The 16,233-nt window shown below is 60.6% G+C and carries 15 protein-coding genes and 1 riboswitch; of the genes, 12 read left to right on the top strand and 3 right to left on the bottom strand.

The genetic code is table 11. From position 1 onward, the window contains the following. The first annotated feature begins 18 nt into the window (after positions 1 to 18). The 12 genes from E5678_RS11875 to E5678_RS11820 all read left to right on the top strand — a co-directional run bounded on the left by E5678_RS11875 (position 19) and on the right by E5678_RS11820 (position 13,009). The gene (locus E5678_RS11875) at positions 19 to 1,899 is read left to right on the top strand and encodes a TolC family protein (RefSeq protein WP_247596758.1); all 1,881 of its coding nucleotides are present in this window, start codon (positions 19 to 21) and stop codon (positions 1,897 to 1,899) included. A gap of 1 nt (position 1,900) precedes the next feature. Continuing rightward, entirely contained in the window at positions 1,901 to 2,704 is an 804-nt protein-coding gene (locus tag E5678_RS11870) for an efflux RND transporter periplasmic adaptor subunit (RefSeq protein WP_168708551.1), read from the top strand. A gap of 9 nt (positions 2,705 to 2,713) precedes the next feature. Beyond that, complete coding sequence (locus tag E5678_RS11865; protein ID WP_136178720.1) at positions 2,714 to 4,039, top strand: HlyD family efflux transporter periplasmic adaptor subunit; 1,326 nt, start codon at positions 2,714 to 2,716, stop codon at positions 4,037 to 4,039. Continuing rightward, positions 4,036 to 6,201, top strand: coding sequence for an HlyD family efflux transporter periplasmic adaptor subunit (locus E5678_RS11860; protein ID WP_247596757.1), 2,166 nt, complete (start codon positions 4,036 to 4,038; stop codon positions 6,199 to 6,201). Before E5678_RS11865 ends, E5678_RS11860 begins: the two co-directional genes overlap by 4 nt. A 75-nt stretch (positions 6,202 to 6,276) precedes the next feature. Beyond that, a complete protein-coding gene (locus E5678_RS11855; RefSeq protein WP_136178719.1) occupies positions 6,277 to 7,005 on the top strand; it encodes an endonuclease/exonuclease/phosphatase family protein in 729 nt (242 codons plus the stop codon). A gap of 5 nt (positions 7,006 to 7,010) precedes the next feature. Then, entirely contained in the window at positions 7,011 to 8,303 is a 1,293-nt protein-coding gene (gene clsB / locus E5678_RS11850) for a cardiolipin synthase ClsB (RefSeq protein WP_136178718.1), read from the top strand. 85 nt (positions 8,304 to 8,388) lie between these two features. After that, positions 8,389 to 9,123, top strand: coding sequence for a GTP cyclohydrolase I (gene folE / locus E5678_RS11845; RefSeq protein ID WP_136178717.1), 735 nt, complete (start codon positions 8,389 to 8,391; stop codon positions 9,121 to 9,123). Positions 9,124 to 9,138: 15 nt separating this feature from the next. After that, positions 9,139 to 9,564, top strand: coding sequence for a BLUF domain-containing protein (locus E5678_RS11840; RefSeq protein WP_136178716.1), 426 nt, complete (start codon positions 9,139 to 9,141; stop codon positions 9,562 to 9,564). A 70-nt stretch (positions 9,565 to 9,634) separates the two neighbouring features. Next, positions 9,635 to 10,516 (top strand): EamA family transporter, encoded by an 882-nt coding sequence (locus E5678_RS11835; protein WP_136178715.1) that lies wholly within the window; start codon positions 9,635 to 9,637, stop codon positions 10,514 to 10,516. Between the two features lie 28 nt (positions 10,517 to 10,544). Next, a complete protein-coding gene (locus E5678_RS11830; RefSeq protein WP_136178714.1) occupies positions 10,545 to 11,393 on the top strand; it encodes a DUF429 domain-containing protein in 849 nt (282 codons plus the stop codon). Between the two features lie 71 nt (positions 11,394 to 11,464). Then, positions 11,465 to 11,630: riboswitch (FMN riboswitch) on the top strand. Positions 11,631 to 11,725: 95 nt separating this feature from the next. Next, on the top strand, positions 11,726 to 12,235 hold the full coding sequence (locus tag E5678_RS11825) for a 6,7-dimethyl-8-ribityllumazine synthase (protein ID WP_136178713.1): 510 nt from the start codon (positions 11,726 to 11,728) through the stop codon (positions 12,233 to 12,235). Between the two features lie 225 nt (positions 12,236 to 12,460). Further along, the gene (locus E5678_RS11820; RefSeq protein WP_136178712.1) at positions 12,461 to 13,009 is read left to right on the top strand and encodes a thermonuclease family protein; all 549 of its coding nucleotides are present in this window, start codon (positions 12,461 to 12,463) and stop codon (positions 13,007 to 13,009) included. Here E5678_RS11820 and E5678_RS11815 read toward each other — a convergent pair whose 3' ends face one another. From E5678_RS11815 to gpmA, 3 genes are all read right to left on the bottom strand, one after another. Then, positions 13,010 to 13,774 (bottom strand): HesA/MoeB/ThiF family protein, encoded by a 765-nt coding sequence (locus E5678_RS11815; RefSeq protein ID WP_136178711.1) that lies wholly within the window; start codon positions 13,772 to 13,774, stop codon positions 13,010 to 13,012. 61 nt (positions 13,775 to 13,835) lie between these two features. Further along, complete coding sequence (locus tag E5678_RS11810; protein WP_136180745.1) at positions 13,836 to 15,314, bottom strand: S41 family peptidase; 1,479 nt, start codon at positions 15,312 to 15,314, stop codon at positions 13,836 to 13,838. 140 nt (positions 15,315 to 15,454) lie between these two features. After that, positions 15,455 to 16,198, bottom strand: coding sequence for a 2,3-diphosphoglycerate-dependent phosphoglycerate mutase (gpmA, locus tag E5678_RS11805; protein ID WP_136178710.1), 744 nt, complete (start codon positions 16,196 to 16,198; stop codon positions 15,455 to 15,457). Between the last annotated feature and the right edge of the window lie 35 nt (positions 16,199 to 16,233).

The following is a 16,233-nucleotide window of genomic DNA, read 5'->3' as shown; positions in this document are numbered from 1 at the left end:
TTTTCCTAGGATATGAACATGAACCAGAACACAAAAAAAAGCCTCCCCGCTGCGGGTCTACTTCCCCGCAGCTTGGTGGTGATGGCTGTGGCAGCAGTGATGGCGGGCTGTACCGTTGCACCCAAGGCGATCACGCCAGAAGAGGTGCAACAACGCGTCCAGAATGACACGTCGAAGATGTACCTGAATCAGGCGCCAATCACAGCGCCAATCAGTTTGGAAGAGGCGGTCGCACGCTCGCTCAAGTACAACCTGGACTACCGCCTCAAAAAGATGGAGTCGGCGCTTGCCTTGGGCCTGACCGATTACGCCAGTTACGACATGCTGCCGCAGATGGTCGCCTCAGCGGGTTACCGCGATCGCAGCAATTACGCGGGTGGCACCAGCATCGGGATTCTGGATGGCGAAGTGTCTACCCGCCCAACATCATCTGACGAGCGCTCGCGCTCGCTGCGGGGGATCGAGTTTTCCTGGAACGCGCTGGACTTTGGTGTGTCCTATTACCGCGCACGCCAGCAAGGGGATCAGTTCTTGATCGCAGAGGAGCGCCGTCGCAAAGTGGTCCAGAACCTGTTGCAGGACGTACGAGCTGCTTATTGGCGTGCGCTGGGCGCGCAGCGTCTCAACACCCAGGCTGACGACATCGTTGAGCGTGCATCACTCGCTCTGTCGCGCTCACGTGAAGCCGAAACGCAAAAAATCATTCCACCAGGTGTGGCGTTGGCGTATCAACGCGCCCTGCTGGACGCGACGACGCTTCTGAACCAGAGGCGTCAAGACCTGGAGTTTGCCAAGCGCGAGCTCGCCGCTTTGATGAACGTGCCCGGAGGTACGGATTTCAACCTGGCAGAAGCCAAAGAGACGGCCTTGCCGGCAGCGCCCAAGGAAATTGCCAAACTGGAAGACATGGCTTTGCTGCAGCGCCCGGAATTGCGTGAAGAAGATTTTCGCAAGCGCATCACGGCCGATGAAGCCCGCAAACAGCTGTTGGGCATGTTGCCCGGCATTACCCTCAACTACGGTCGTCAACACGACTCCAATAACCTCCTGTTCAACAACGCCTGGTCCGAAGGTGGTGTAAGCATGGCTTGGAACCTGATGCGTCTGGTCGCGTTGCCTTCGCTCAAGGATGCGCAGAAGTACCAGGAGCAAACGGACGACGCGCGCCGCATGGCCTTGTCCATGGCCATCTTGACCCAGACCCGGGTGAGCGTGGAACGCTACCGTATGGCGCTCGAAGATTTCAAATTGGCTGATGAAGCCTCTCAGGTCGATACCCGTCTGGCCGCCTACACAAAGGCATCTGTGTCGGCCAAGCTGGAGAGCGAGCTCGAAGCGATTCGCACCCAGGCCCGAGCCGTATTGGGCGCCTATCAGCGCGCCAATGCCTATGCCAACGCACACATCGCGTTTGGCCGTCTTTACAACACATTGGGATTTGATCCGATTGCCGATGATTTTGAAGCCAACGACCTGCCTACGCTGACGCAGCGTGTGCGTACTCACCTGCAGGCTTCCGAAAAAGATGCCTTCAGCCTGTCGTCCAATCTCTTTGGCCGTGTGGCCACCGTCAATGTGCAACTCGCGGGCATCCAGGATCCGGTCCAGAAGGTTCGCATGAAGGCGCTGGTGACGGAGCTCTTCGCGCGCCATGAGATCAAGACCACGGACAGCAATGACGCCCAACCCATGACCTTGGCTTTTGAGTCAGCGGGCCAGAATGGCCTTGAAAGAGCCACCTGGACCGTGAAAGTGACCGACGAAGCCGGCCACAAGCAACAGGCCCAGTTTGCGACTACCATTCCCACGAACTCACGCACTTCGGTGTACGAGTCCAGCCTTGTGGCTGCCTTGAATGCCAATCTTGGCGATATCAAAACCTGGTTGAATGTTGACTGACATGCTGAAATCCACTTCGTGGCGCACCGCCAGCGCTATTGCGCTGCTGGGCTCACTGGCTTTGCCCGCCTGGGCCCAAACCGCGGCGCCACGTGCGCCCAACGCCATCTCCCTTCCGGCGAAACCTGCCCAAGCGGCGACGTCGGAATCGGTGAGGGTGCTGGTGCTCCCGGGTGGTGAGACCACCCTGGCCAGTCCGGTGCCCGGCAAGATTGACGCTTTGAGGGTTGGCTTGGGCCTGCCGTTTCGGGAAGGTCAGATCTTGGTGTCGCTGGATTGTGGTGAACCACAGGCCAGACTCGCCATGGCCAAGGCCGAGCTGGCCGGCGCGACGGATCAGTATGAAGCCAAGTTGCGCATGCAAGGGTTGGAGCAGGCCAGCGATCTGGAGGTCTCACTGGCGGCTGCAGCGGTGGCCAAGTCCAAGGCTCAGAACGACCTGTACCAGTTTCAGATCGGGCAGTGCTCCATCCGTGCGCCGTGGAGTGGCCGTACTGCGAATTTGCATGTGCGCAGCCATATGACGGTGACGGCTGGGCAGCCCTTGCTGGATCTGGTTCGCAATGGCGTGTTGCTCTTGAAACTCAATGTGCCCTCCCGCTGGATCTCAGAATTGAAGATGGACCAGCGGTTTGAAGTGGTGATCGATGAGACCGGGCAGAGTTATCCGGCCAAAGTGCGCAGGATCAACAGCCGTGTCGACCCCGTCAGCCAAACCATCGAGCTGGAGGCCGCCATGCTGAAACAACACAATGACCTGTTGCCAGGTATGAGTGGTGTGGCCCGTTTCACTGGCATGCCTTGAGTTCCATTCATGAGTAACGCCTCTGATCTGGGCACTTTGCTGCAGATCGAAGCCAGAGCCCTCGAAGCCCCGACACTCGAAGCCCTTCGATTCACGATCGTCAACGAAACCCATGCGTTGACGCCCTACCGCCAGGCAGCTCTGTTTGAGCTGGAGGGTGACCGGTTCCGCCTGGTGGCGGCATCGGGCCTCGTCAGCGTGACGAATGATTCCCCCTTTGCCGTCTGGCTGACCCAGTTCGCACAGAAGTTTCCCCGCGATGGGGCCACCCACCGGCTGGACTTTGAGAACGCGTCCGAGCAGGACGCGGAGCAATGGGAAGAGTGGCTGCCTGACCACCTTCTATTGGTCCCGATTCGCACCGCGACGGGTGGCGTGCAGGGCATGGCGATGTACGCCCGCGAAACGGAGTGGGACGAGACCGACGTGGGCGCTGTGCTGCGTTTGCACACCACATACAGTTACTGCCACGCTGCACTGGGCAAAGCGCTTCGCCAGTCTTGGTTCAGTGCCCACCAGTTGTTCAAAAAGCGAAACCGCTGGATTGCACTCGTGGCTGTGTCTTTGGGCATGTTGATCCCTGTGCGCCTGTCGGTTCTGGCACCGGCTGAGGTGATCGCACTCAATGCCACGGCCGTCACAGCACCGCAAGATGGTGTGGTGGGCTCTTTTGCCGTAGCGCCCAATGCACGCGTGAAGACGGGCGATCTGTTATTTTCCCTGGATGATTCGCCGCTGTTGAACCGGCAGCAGGTCGCGCTCAAATCGCTTGAAGTGGCCAAGGCAGATGCGCACAACGCACAGCAGCGGGCCTTTGATGACAACAAGAGCAAAGGTGAGGTGGCGGCGGCGTTGGGGCGGGTTCGTGAAAAAGAAGCCGAACTCGCTTCGGTGAACGCTCAGGCCTCACGCGTCGAAATTCGCGCTGAGCGCGACGGGGTGGTCATCTTTGCCGATGCCAATGACTGGCTGGGTCGCCCGGTGCAGACGGGTGAACGCGTCATGCAGCTGGCACAACCCGAAGATGGTGGCATCCTGGTGTGGTTGTCGGTGGCCGATGCGATCAATCTGGAGCTTGACGCACCTGTTCGTTTGTTCTTGCACACCGAACCTCTGAGCCCGCGGGTAGGCAAGCTGATCGAGGCCAGTTACCAGGCCTCTCTCAGTCCTGAAAGCGTAGCGTCCTACCGTTTGAGGGCCGCGTTCGATGAAGGCACCGAACTCCCCCGCATTGGCCTGCGTGGCACGGCACGCATATCAGGCGACTGGGTCATGCTGGGCTACTACTTGTTTCGCCGCCCGATGGCAACGGTTCGGGAGTGGACCGGGCTATGACGCTTTCGGGCACCATGCCGCTGCCCGAGCGACTGCCCGCGCCGGCCCCCAAACCCGTACTGCTCCCAAGAATTCGGGATGAGCTGATCCTGTTCCCAGGGTCACCCAATGAAGATGGAACACCCGCATGGGTGATTCAGGACCCGGTCAGCAACCGTTTCTTTCGCATTGGCTGGTTGGACTTTGAACTGCTGGTGCATTGGGCCGCCTGCGATGCTGCGGTATTGGTGGAGACGGTCAATGAGCAAACGCCACTGAATGTCACGTTGGACGACGTTCGGCGATTGATGGTGTTTCTCTCGGAGAACCAACTGTTGCGCCTGGACCAGCCCACGGATGTGGCTCGGGCGCTCGGTCGCAAGCAACAACAAAAGCGGTCATTTTTGGAGTGGTTGGTCCACAGTTACCTGTTCTTTCGGGTACCACTGGTGCGGCCCCAGGCCTGGCTGGCTCGTCAACAGCCATGGCTGGAACGCATGCACATGCCCACGGTGACTGCGTTGATCGTCTCTATCGCGCTGCTGGGGATCTATCTGGTGTCTCGCCAATGGGATGTGTTCACCCATACCCTGGTGGACAACCTCACCTGGAACGGTGTGCTGGGGTACATGGTGGCCTTGCTGTTGGCCAAAACCGTTCATGAACTCGGCCATGCGCTGGTGGCGACGCACTATGGCGTGCGGGTCGCGCACATGGGCGTTGCTTTCCTGGTGATGTTTCCCATGTTGTACACCGACACGGGCGAGAGCTGGCGTTTGAAAAATTCCAGGCACAGGCTGGCGATCGCGAGCGCGGGGGTCGCCGTCGAGCTGGCACTGGCCAGCGTGGCGACGTTGCTGTGGAGCCTGGCCCCGGATGGTGCCTTCCGCAACGGACTGTTCTTTCTGGCCACGACCAGCTGGGTGCTGACGTTGGCCGTCAATGCCAGCCCGTTCATGCGGTTTGATGGGTACTTCGTATTCAGCGACTTGCTGGACTTGCCCAACCTCCATGGACGTTCAAGTGCGCTGGCGCGGAACTGGCTGCGCCGGACCGTTCTCGGTGTCAAGGATCCCTGGACCGAGAGTTTCAGTCCGGCCAAGCGCCGCGCCTTGATAGGTTTTGCACTCTTCACCTGGTTGTACCGGTTGACGGTGTTCATCGGTATTGCCTTGCTGGTGTACCACTTCTTTTTCAAGTCACTGGGTATCGTGTTGATGTGCCTGGAGCTGGTGTGGTTCATTGGCCGACCGGTCTACAAGGAGCTGATGGTGTGGAAAGAGCGCAAAGGGGAGGTCACAACACGTCGACGATGGACCATGGTCGGGTTGCTGATCTTGTTTGTCTTGTGGCTGGTGTTCCCGTTCAGCAGCCGGGTCGGCGGCTATGGCTGGACTCATGCTGGAGACCAGCAGCCCGTGTATGCGCCCTTTGCGGCCCAGCTGGTGCAGGTGCCGACCCAGCGCTCGTTCAAGGCTGGAGAGGTGCTGTTTGTGCTGGATTCATCCATTCTTTCGATCGCCCAAGGCCGGTCGCAGCAATTGGCCCAGGCGCGCGAGAGCCAGATCGCTGGCCTCATGGGCTTGCCTGATGGCGAAGCGCAGCGCCAGTTGCTGACTTCGCAGAAAGCTTTTTTCGAAGCTGAAGCGCAGGCCAGTGTGGACGAGCTTGCGCGCCTGACTTTGCGCGCGCCATTTGATGGCGAGCTGCATGACATCGACCATGGATTGGCGCCGGGGGTCTGGGTGAAATCACGCGAGCCTCTGGCCATGTTGATCGATCCCGGCCTGTGGGTGGTTGACGTGTACATCGCTGAGGAAGACCTGAATCGGATCCGGGTGGGCCAGGAGGCGCGCATTCGCCTGTTGGCCGGGCCACAAACCTGGGTCGATGGTCGAATTGATGCCATCGACGTGTCCCGCACCACCGTGTTGCCCACCTTCAGTCTGGATGCCACCCATGGTGGACCGATCGCAACCGTGAGCGACACCGCTCATCCGGGCGCTGACAAGACAGCGGTGGTCCGGGATGCGCTGTTCCGCGTGAGGGTGGCGCTGGACGCACCCCTGCCAACGCGCCAGGCTGCGCCAGTGAGGGTGCGCATCGAAGGGGAAAAGGAGTCGATTCTGACCAGCGTGTTCCGTCGAATGGCCTCTATTCTTGTGCGGGAAAGCGGTTTTTGACCTTGTGAGACAGTTCCCATTGGGCACTGCAAGTACCCCACCAATTTCGACTCGCAACATGCGACTATTGCACCCATGAGCATTCTGCGCGTTGCCACTTACAACATCCACAAGGGTGTCCAGGGCCTTGGCCCGTCCCGCCGCCTTGAGATCCACAACCTGGGCCATGCGGTGGAGCAATTTGATGCGGACATTGTTTGCCTGCAGGAAGTGCGGCGACACCACAAGAAGTTCGAGAAATCCTTCACCCGCTGGCCGGATCTGGACCAGGCGGGTTACCTGTCGCCTGAGGGTTATGAGTCGGTGTACCGAACCAACGCCGTGACCAAGCATGGAGAGCATGGCAACGCCTTGTTGTCGCGCTGGCCCGTGATGGACATTCGCCATTCCGATGTATCAGACCACCGGTTTGAACAGCGGGGCCTGTTGCACGCCCAGTTGTTGGTGGAAGGTCAGGATGTGCATGTGATCGTGGTGCATTTTGGGCTCATTCATGCCAGTCGCGAGCGCCAGGTTCAGCGTCTGGGTGCGTACCTTGCGCGCGAAGTCCCTGGCTCGGCCCCTTTGATCGTGGCCGGTGACTTCAATGACTGGGGGGCCAAATTGCTCAAACCCATGGCCGCCCTGGACCTGAGCACTTTTGACGGGCTGAGGTTGCCTACCTACCCGTCCCGCTTGCCGCTTTTGCATATGGATCGCATTTACGTTCGGGGCCTGCGCCCTGTGTCTGCGCATGTGCCTCATGGGCGGGCCTGGTCGCGTATGTCGGATCATTTGCCCTTGATCGCCGAGCTGGAGTTTTGACGCTGATGGCGCGCCGTCGTTCTCCCTGGAAGCTGCGCGGCGGTGGCTGGACCACACACGGTGGACATCAACTCCTGCTTCTGGAGGGCGGCTCGGCGCTGTTCCCGGCATTGGTCGAGGCCATGGATGCTGCGCGGCGCGTGGTTCACCTGGAGACCTATATTTTTGACTTCGCCGGTTCGGCTATCGGTGTCGCTGAAGCATTGGAGCGCGCCGCCCGGCGCGGGGTGCTGGTGCGTCTGGTGGTTGACGGTGTCGGAACACCCAGTGTGCCCACCGAATGGCAGGCCCGCTTCCAGGCCTCGGGCGTCAAATGGCATGTGTACTCTCCGCTGGGACGCCTTGGGTTGTTGATTCCCAGCCGATGGCGCCGACTGCACCGAAAACTGTGTGTGGTCGACGAAACCGTGGGCTTTTGTGGCGGCATCAACATCATTGACGACCTGGAAGATGGCGCCTTGGGGCGCTTGAGCGTGCCGAGGCTGGATTTTTCCTTGCGGGTAATCGGTCCATTGGTGGATGACATGGTTGAGAGCATGGAGCAGCTGTGGTGGCGGTTGCAGGCCGTGCGCAAGGCGCGCCAGCGCGAGTTCAGGTCGGCCTGGCATGCCTTGCGTGAAACCTTGCCCTTGGGTGATTTTTCCCATCTGACGTCTGAGTTCGCTCAGGCCATGCCTTGGCGCCTGTCGGCGCCTGACTCACCCGTGCTCAACGGAGTGGACGGCGCGATCGCTGCGCTGGTGTTGCGCGACAACGTGGGCCATCGTCACGATATCGAGCGCGCTTACTTGAAGGCCATCGGTGAAGCGCGTCATGAGATCGTGATCGCCAACGCTTATTTCGTACCGGGCGGCAAGCTGCGCCGTGCGCTGACGCACGCGGCGAATCGAGGTGTTCGGGTGCGCCTGTTGTTGCAGGGACGGTATGAAAACTTCTTCCAGTATCACGCGGCACGCCCGGTGTACCAAGCGCTGGTGGATGCCGGGATCGACATCCACGAATACGCCCCCAGTGCATTGCATGCCAAGGTGGCCGTTGTTGACCGCTGTTGGGCCACCGTGGGCTCGACCAACCTGGACCCGCTGTCCCTTTTGCTGGCCCGGGAAGCCAACGTGTTGAGCACGGATCGCCGGTTTGCCAACATGCTGCACAAGCGCCTTGATGTCCTGGTCAACCATGAAGGATCTCCCATTGATGCCCAGGCCCTTAGCGCGCGGCCTTGGCAACAGCGTGTACTGGACAGGATTGCCTTTGGGTTGATGCGGGCCATGCTGTTTGTGTCCGGACACCGCTACTAACGCCTGCAGGCGCGCAATGGTTTCCACATGCCCCCAGGTTTTGTCCCGTTATTCCGGTTATTGAAGGCCGGTGTTAGCATTCGTCATGCTGATGAAAACCGAAGGCGACATGACCCAAGCTGGCCCACCCGATGACGACCATGGTGTACCCGTGTCGGTCAAGATCCGAGAGCGTATCAAGGCCGCGCGCCACCGCTTTCACTCCAACGACAACATCGCTGAGTTCATTCAACCCGGCGAGCTGGATTTGCTGCTCGACGAAGTGACCGTCAAGATGCAGGGTGTGCTGGACAGCATGGTGATTGATCTGGAAAACGATCACAACACCGGCAACACCGCGCGCAGAGTGGCCAAGATGTACCTCAAGGAGGTCTTTAACGGCCGCTACGTGACGGGGCCGGCGGTCACTGAGTTTCCCAATGCCGAGCACCTGAATGAGCTGATGATTGTGGGCCCGATCACGGTGCGTAGCGCTTGCAGCCACCATTTCTGTCCGGTCATCGGCAAGGTCTGGATCGGCATCATGCCCAACGAGCACACCAATGTGATCGGTTTGTCCAAGTACGCGCGCCTGGCTGAATGGATCATGGGGCGACCACAAATACAGGAAGAGGCTGTAGTGCAGCTGGCCGACCTGATTCAGGAAAAAACACAGCCCGATGGTCTGGCCATTGTCATGGAGGCCAGCCACTATTGCATGGCCTGGCGTGGTGTGAAAGACATGGACAGCAAGATGATCAACTCGGTCATGCGCGGTGTGTTTTTGAAAGACCCCAACTTGCGGCGCGAATTCCTCTCGCTCATCCCCCGTAAAAACTAATTAACGTCAACCACCATGCTCGTTCGCCTGCTCTATGTCAGCCGTGCCGTCGATAAAGACTGCTCCAAAGCCATTGAATCCATTCTGGAAACATCGCGTTCGCACAACATGGGCAACGGTATTACCGGCGTGCTGTGTTACGGCGGGAGCGTATTTCTGCAGGCAATTGAAGGTGGCAGGATGGCTGTCAATGCGTTGTACAACCACATCGCAGCCGATCAGCGGCACACCGATGTGGTGTTGCTGCATTACGAGGAAATCACCGAGCGCCGCTTCGGTGGATGGACCATGGGCCAGGTCAACCTCTCCAAGCTCAACACGTCCGTCGTGTTGAAATACTCTGAGCGTCCGGAGTTTGATCCTTACGGTGTTTCAGGCCTTGTGTCCCTGGCTTTGTTGGAAGAGTTGATGGCCACCGCCAGCATCATTGGCCGGGCCTGACCCAGCTGACCACACCACATCGACCGCAGCCTCTGGTCAGGGGTCTGCGGTTTTTTTGCGCTGATCTTCGGTGACGCCTGCGGCATTTGCTCTCATCGTGGTGGCCGGCCTGATCCATGCAGGCTGGAATATCGTGGCCAAGAAGGCCGCGGGCGACGCGCGCTTTGCATTTTTCACCGCCTTTTTCATGATGGTGCTGTGGGCGCCCCTGGGCTGGTGGCTGGGTCGCAATGAGCTGCCTCGCTGGGGCACCAACGAGTGGGGCCTGGTGTTGGTTGGCGGACTCTTGCACGTGCTGTATTTTGTGGTTTTGTTGCGCGGGTACCGCAAAGCCGATCTCACGGTGGTCTACCCCTTGGCGCGGGGTTCTGGCCCCTTGTTGTCATCGATGGTGGCCATTGTCTTTCTGGGGGAGCAGATATCTGCGCTGGGGTTGGCTGGCATCGTTGGCGTGGTGGGCGGCGTTTTCCTGATTGCCGGTGGGCCGGGCTTGTGGCGCAAGGCGCACGATCCGGTTTCACGCGAGCGGGTGCGTCAGGGTGTGTTCTACGGGTTGTTGACGGGAGCGCTGATCGCGTCGTACACCGTGGTGGACGGGTATGCGGTCAAGTGGGCCCTGATGTCGCCCATTTTGGTGGACTACATGAGCAATTTTGTGCGCGTGGCCTTGCTGGCGCCAACGGTGCTGCGTGATCGGCCTGTTGCCTGGTCTTTGTGGTTGCTGCAATGGCGCTATGCCCTGGTGGTGGCGGTGTTCAGTCCGGTGGCCTATGTGCTGGTGTTGTACGCCATGCAAACGGCGCCTTTGTCGCATGTGGCGCCGGCGCGGGAAGTGTCGATGTTGTTTGCTGCGCTGATCGGCGGGCATTTGTTGGGGGAGGGAGCGCGCACCTCCCGTCTGCTGGGCGCTGTTTTGATTGCCTGCGGCGTGGTGGCTTTGGGCCTGGGGTAACGGTGGGTGTTGAACACCATTTTTAAATATGACAGAAAGTGCCTTTGAGTTGCTGGGTTGCGATTTCACCAGCGCGCCCTCGCGCCGCAAACCGATCACGCTCGCCGTAGGCCGCATTGACCGTGGGCGGGTGGTGCTGCAAACGCTGGAGGTCTTTGAAGATTTGAACGGCTGGCAAAAGCGTTTGCAGCAGACCGATGCTGTGCCTTGGGTGGGAGGCTTCGACTTGCCATTTGGCTTGCCGCGTGAGTTGGTGACCAGTCTGGGTTGGCCTACTGACTGGTTGCCTTGCATCCGTCAATACGGGGCCTTGAGCCGCGAGACCATTCGGGCCCGCTTTGCGGCCTTCTGCGATTCGCGCCCGGTGGGAGGCAAGTTTGCCCACCGGGCCACCGATGGCCCCGCCGGCTCAAGCCCCAGCATGAAGTGGGTCAATCCACCGGTGGCGTTCATGTTGCATGCCGGTGTTCCGCTTTTGCTCGAAGCAGGTGTGAGTTTGCCCGGCTTGCATGAGGGGGATCCGGACCGCATCGCGCTCGAAGCCTATCCAGGGTTGCTCGCTCGCAGTGTTTTGGGCAAGTTGTCTTACAAGGCCGATGACAAGGCACGCCAGACCAGCGAGCGCCTGATCGCACGCAAAACGCTGATCGAGGCGCTGGAGACCGGGCGTGCGCCCTTGCTGCAGGCTGCCAGCCTGCGCCTGAAGCTCAGCCATGCCCAGCGCGACGATCTGGCCGATGACCCTTCCGGAGACCGACTGGATGCCGTGCTGTGCCTGGTGCAAGCCGCTTGGGCGTTGCAGCAGCACCTAAGCGGTCATCCACGCTGGGGCCTGCCCGACTTTGATCCGCTGGAGGGGTGGATCGTCACCGCCTGAATCCCTGGCGACACCGGGGGCTCAAGGGTCTGCCTACAATGCGGGGCGCTCGGCGGTTTTGGCCGGGCGCAAAGCGTTCTCAGGGCGGGGTGCAATTCCCCACCGGCGGTGATGGCGGCTTGGCGACAAGACCGCACGAGTGCCGCGAGCGCCCGCACGGCGCCATGTTGTGCGGGGTCAGCAGACCCGGTGAGATCCCGGGACCGACGGTGACAGTCCGGATGATAGAGAGCGCGAGCCACGGCACCGCCGTGCCGATTCGTCGGCCGCGCGCATGTGTGCGCTTGTGCGCCCTGATTTTTTGGCAACCCCTCCTGATCGTTGAGGACTCCATGAATCAGACCGAAGTTTCCACACCCCTTTCCCTTCCCGCGGATTTGCCGCATTCGCTGCGTTTTGCTTTTGTCGAAGCGGCTTGGCATGCCGACATCGTGCACCAGGCACGGGATGCCTTTTTTGACGCCATGGCGCGGGCCGGCTTTGGTGCCGATGCCATTGACGTGTTCGACGTCCCTGGCGCCTTTGAGATCCCGTTGCATGCCCAGCGTCTGGCGCGCTCGGGTCGTTACGCAGCGGTGGTGGGCAGTGCGCTTGTGGTCGATGGGGGCATTTATCGGCACGACTTTGTGTCACAGACCGTGGTGCAGGCTTTGATGGACGTGCAGTTGGAGACTGGCGTGCCCATGATCTCTGCCGTGCTGACGCCGCACCATTTCCACGAACACGCTGAGCATCGCAAGTATTTCCGGCAGCACTTTGCGGTCAAGGGCACCGAAGCGGCGGAAGCTTGCCTGAAAACGGTGGCCAGCTTGCGGCAGATGGAGGCACTGCTCGCGGGCTGAAGTGGCTCGCCAAGGTGGTGAACGGGCGGGCAGGCGGGTCTGGCATGGGCGTGGACCGCGCCCTTGTCCGAGGGGCGTTCGATGCGGTCGATCCAGCGCGCATGGTCTGGCGGGTGTGCGGGACGGTGGTGCCCTGTTCAATTTGAGCCTCGTGGTCGGTGCAGGTCGTTACAAGACTGTTTTCGACACTGCAAAGTCGTGCGTTTTTCCGGGCACACTGCCCGGATGCATCATTTCTCTTCGCCATTTTCTGTGAGGCCCCTGCGCTGGGCACATCTGGGTGCGTTCGCATGGCTGGTGGCCATTGGCTGTTCGCTGATCAGCCCAGGGGTCTATGCCGGGGAAGAGGTCTACGAGGCCCGTGTCAGCCGGGTGCACGATGGGGACACCCTTTGGGTCCAGCCCGTCGAAGGTGGACGCTACCGCAAGCTGCGAATTGATGGGATTGATGCGCCCGAGATTTGCCAGGCCGGAGGCATTGCCGCCAGGGACGCCTTGCGCCAGCGCGTGATGGATCGGGTGGTGACGGTGCGCGAGCGCAGTTTTGACCGGTATGGCCGTGCGCTCGTGAAGCTCAGCCTCGGTCAGGAAGATGTCGCTGGGTGGCTGGTGGACCGTGGAATGGCTTGGTCTTACCGGTGGCGCCGCGACATGGGGCCTTATGCCAATCAGGAAGCGGTTGCGCGAGATCGGCGCCTAGGCTTGTTTGGTGAGGCTCAGCCCGAGCTGCCTGGCGATTTTCGCAAGCGCCACGGGCCTTGCCCGCAGCGCTGATCAGGCTGAGGCCTGAGCGGAGGGTGCGCACACCGCGCAATGGGCATGGCGGGGCAGGGTGATCTGGGTAAAGGCCATATCCCGTGCATCGATCATCAGCAAACGCCCTGTGAGGCGTGAGCCGAGCCCCGCCAGCAGCTTGAGGGCCTCTGCCGCTTGCATGGTGCCGACGATCCCGACCAGGGGTGCAAACACCCCCATGGTGGCGCAGCGTGTTTCTTCAACCGCGCTGTCATCCGGGAACACGCAGGCATAACACGGGGAGGCCGGATCGCGTGGATCATAAACACTCAGTTGGCCATCCATGCGAATGGCTGCGCCCGACACCAGCGGCTTTCGGTGGGCCACACAGGCGCGGTTGATGGCTTGGCGTGTTGCGAAATTGTCGGTGCAGTCGATGACCACGTCGGCGCCAGGAACGAGTCTGTCCAGCAATGCCGCGTCGGCTCGTTGCACCACGGTGTGGATCACCAGGTCGGGATTGATCGCTGCAATGGCCTGGCTTGCTGAAACCGCTTTGTCCTGGCCCACGCGCGCCTGGGTGTGGGCGATCTGGCGCTGCAGGTTGGTGGCGTCAACCTGATCGTGATCCACCAAGGTGATCTGGCCAACACCCGCACTGCCGAGGTACAGCGCAACGGGCGAACCCAGTCCACCTGCCCCGATCACCAGTGCATGCGCGCCCAGCAGGCGTTCCTGCCCTTCGATACCCAGTTCGTCGAGCAGGATGTGGCGGGAGTAGCGCAGCAGTTGCTGATCGTTCACAGCGGTGACGGGTTGGAGTTGGGGCTGCTGGCCAGCGGAGCAGCCCCTGACCAGCTCTGGCTCAGTTTTCTTTCTTTTCTTCCGCGCGTTCGATCAAGGTCTTGCTGACCATGACAGGCTTGCCTTTGAGCTGGTTGAGGGCTTGCTGCAGGGGGAAGTCTTTTTCGCTGCCAAATTCGGGCACCAAGCGTTGACCTGGATTCTTCTTGGCTTCTTCTTCCAGGCGCAGGCGAGCCTGCTCGCGGTCGCGGTCGCGCTGCTGTTCGGCGGCGCGTTCGGCGTCGGTCATGGCGTGGCTGGCGCCATCGTCTTTGCCGTCAGACAGGTGCTTGGACAGATCGGCTTCGCGGGTGCGCAATGCAGCAAACAGGTTGCCTTCAGCGGTTTCATCGACCATCACGTCGGGCACGATGCCCTTGGCCTGGATCGAACGGCCCGAAGGGGTGTAGTAGCGGGCGGTGGTCAGCTTGAGGCCGGTGTCTGGGCCCAGCGGACGCACGGTCTGCACCGACCCCTTTCCAAAGGTCTGGTTGCCCAGCACCTTGGCGCGTTTGTGATCCTGCAAGGCGCCGGCCACGATTTCACTGGCCGAGGCTGAGCCCTCATTGACCAGCACGACCATGGGCAAGGTCTTGAAGATGCCTTTGGTGGCATCGGTCAATTGTTTGATCGGGTCTGGTCCCCCGCGACGCAGGTAATGCTGGGGCGCAGCGGTGTAGATTGACTGGCTGTCCGCCAGCTGGCCGTTGGTGGATACCACGGTGGCGTTCTCAGGCAAGAATGCCGCCGAGATGGCCACCGCTGCGTCGAGCAGGCCACCCGGATCGTTGCGCAAGTCGAGCACAAGGCCCTTGAGTTGCGGGTTGGCTTTGTAAATGGCCTCGAGCTTGCGGGTGAAGTCTTCCACCGTGCGATCTTGGAATTGCGACAAGCGCACCCAGACATAGCCCTTTTCTATTTCCTTGGCCTTGACGCTCTGGGTCTTGATCTCCTCACGGGTGATCGTGACCGGAAAGCTGCGGTTTTCGTCTTTGCGGAAAATGGTGAGCAGCACTTTGGTTTTGGGCTCGCCGCGCATGCGCTTGACGGCATCGTTGATGCTCAGGCCCTTGACCGCTGTGTCGTCGATCTTGGTGATCAGATCGCCCGATTTCAGGCCGGCACGGAAGGCCGGCGAGTCCTCGATGGGAGAGACCACCTTGACCAGGCCGTCTTCCATGGTGATTTCGATGCCCACGCCCACAAAGCGGCCGCTGGTGCCTTCGCGGAATTCCTTGAACGACTTCTTGTCGAAGTACTGTGAGTGCGGATCCAGGCTGGCGACCATGCCGGAGATTGCTTCGGAAATGAGCTTTTTCTCGTCCACGGGCTCGACGTAGTCGCTTTTGACCATGCCAAATACGGCCGCGAGCTGCTGCAGCTCTTCCAATGGCAAGGGCGCGACGGTGCTGCGGGCAACGGCCTGGAGCTGTACTGTCGTCAGCGCCCCGGCCACTGCGCCCACGGCGATCCAACCTGCAATTTTCAACTTGTGACTCACTTGCTTGCCCATTGATGTGTTCCCAAAAGCACCAGAAACCCCCATTTGGGGCGCTGGTGGCGAACCAATATACACCTAGGAGTGCATGGAATGGATTCAGTTCCATGCGAAACCCCGGTTGGCGCTTGATTTTCGCGGGTTCAGCCTTTGCCTTGCGCTGCCACGGCCGCGGCGGCCTTGGCGACCGCTTCTGCATCACCCAGGTAGTAGTGGCGGATTGGCTTCAGGTGCTCATCGAGCTCGTACACCAAGGGAATGCCGTTGGGAATGTTCAGCCCGACGATATCCTTCTCCGAAACGTCGTCCAAATGTTTCATCAGGGCACGGATCGAATTGCCATGGGCCGAAACCACCACCCGCTTGCCACTCTTGATCGCTGGCCCCAGCACTTCATCCCAGAAAGGGATCACACGGGCCACCGTGTCTTTGAGACATTCGGTCAGGGGCACGTCTTCCTGTGAGAGGCGCGCATAGCGGCGATCACCGCGCTCGCTGCGGGAATCGGTCGGCTCCAGGGCGGGCGGCGGGGTGTCGTAGCTGCGACGCCACAACAACACCTGATCGTCACCGTATTGTTTGGCCGTTTCGCCCTTGTTGAGGCCTTGCAGGGCACCGTAGTGGCGTTCGTTGAGGCGCCAGTGCTTTCCCACGGGCAACCAGGGGCGGTCCATCTCATCGAGCACGTACCACAGCGTGTGGATGGCGCGCTTGAGCATGCTGGTGTAGGCGATATCAAAGTCCCAACCTTCGGCTTTGAGCAGCTTGCCGGCCGACATCGCCTGTGAAACGCCGGTGGGCGTGAGGTCTACGTCGGTCCAGCCGGTGAAGCGGTTTTCCAGATTCCAGGTGGATTCGCCGTGGCGAATGAGGACGAGTTTGTACATGGAGCGTGTGTGCGTTGAGGACAAAAATCGGGTCG

The organism is Hydrogenophaga sp. PAMC20947 (assembly GCF_004795855.1).
Lineage (GTDB): Bacteria > Pseudomonadota > Gammaproteobacteria > Burkholderiales > Burkholderiaceae_C > Hydrogenophaga.
This window is presented reverse-complemented; position numbering and strand designations above follow the sequence as displayed.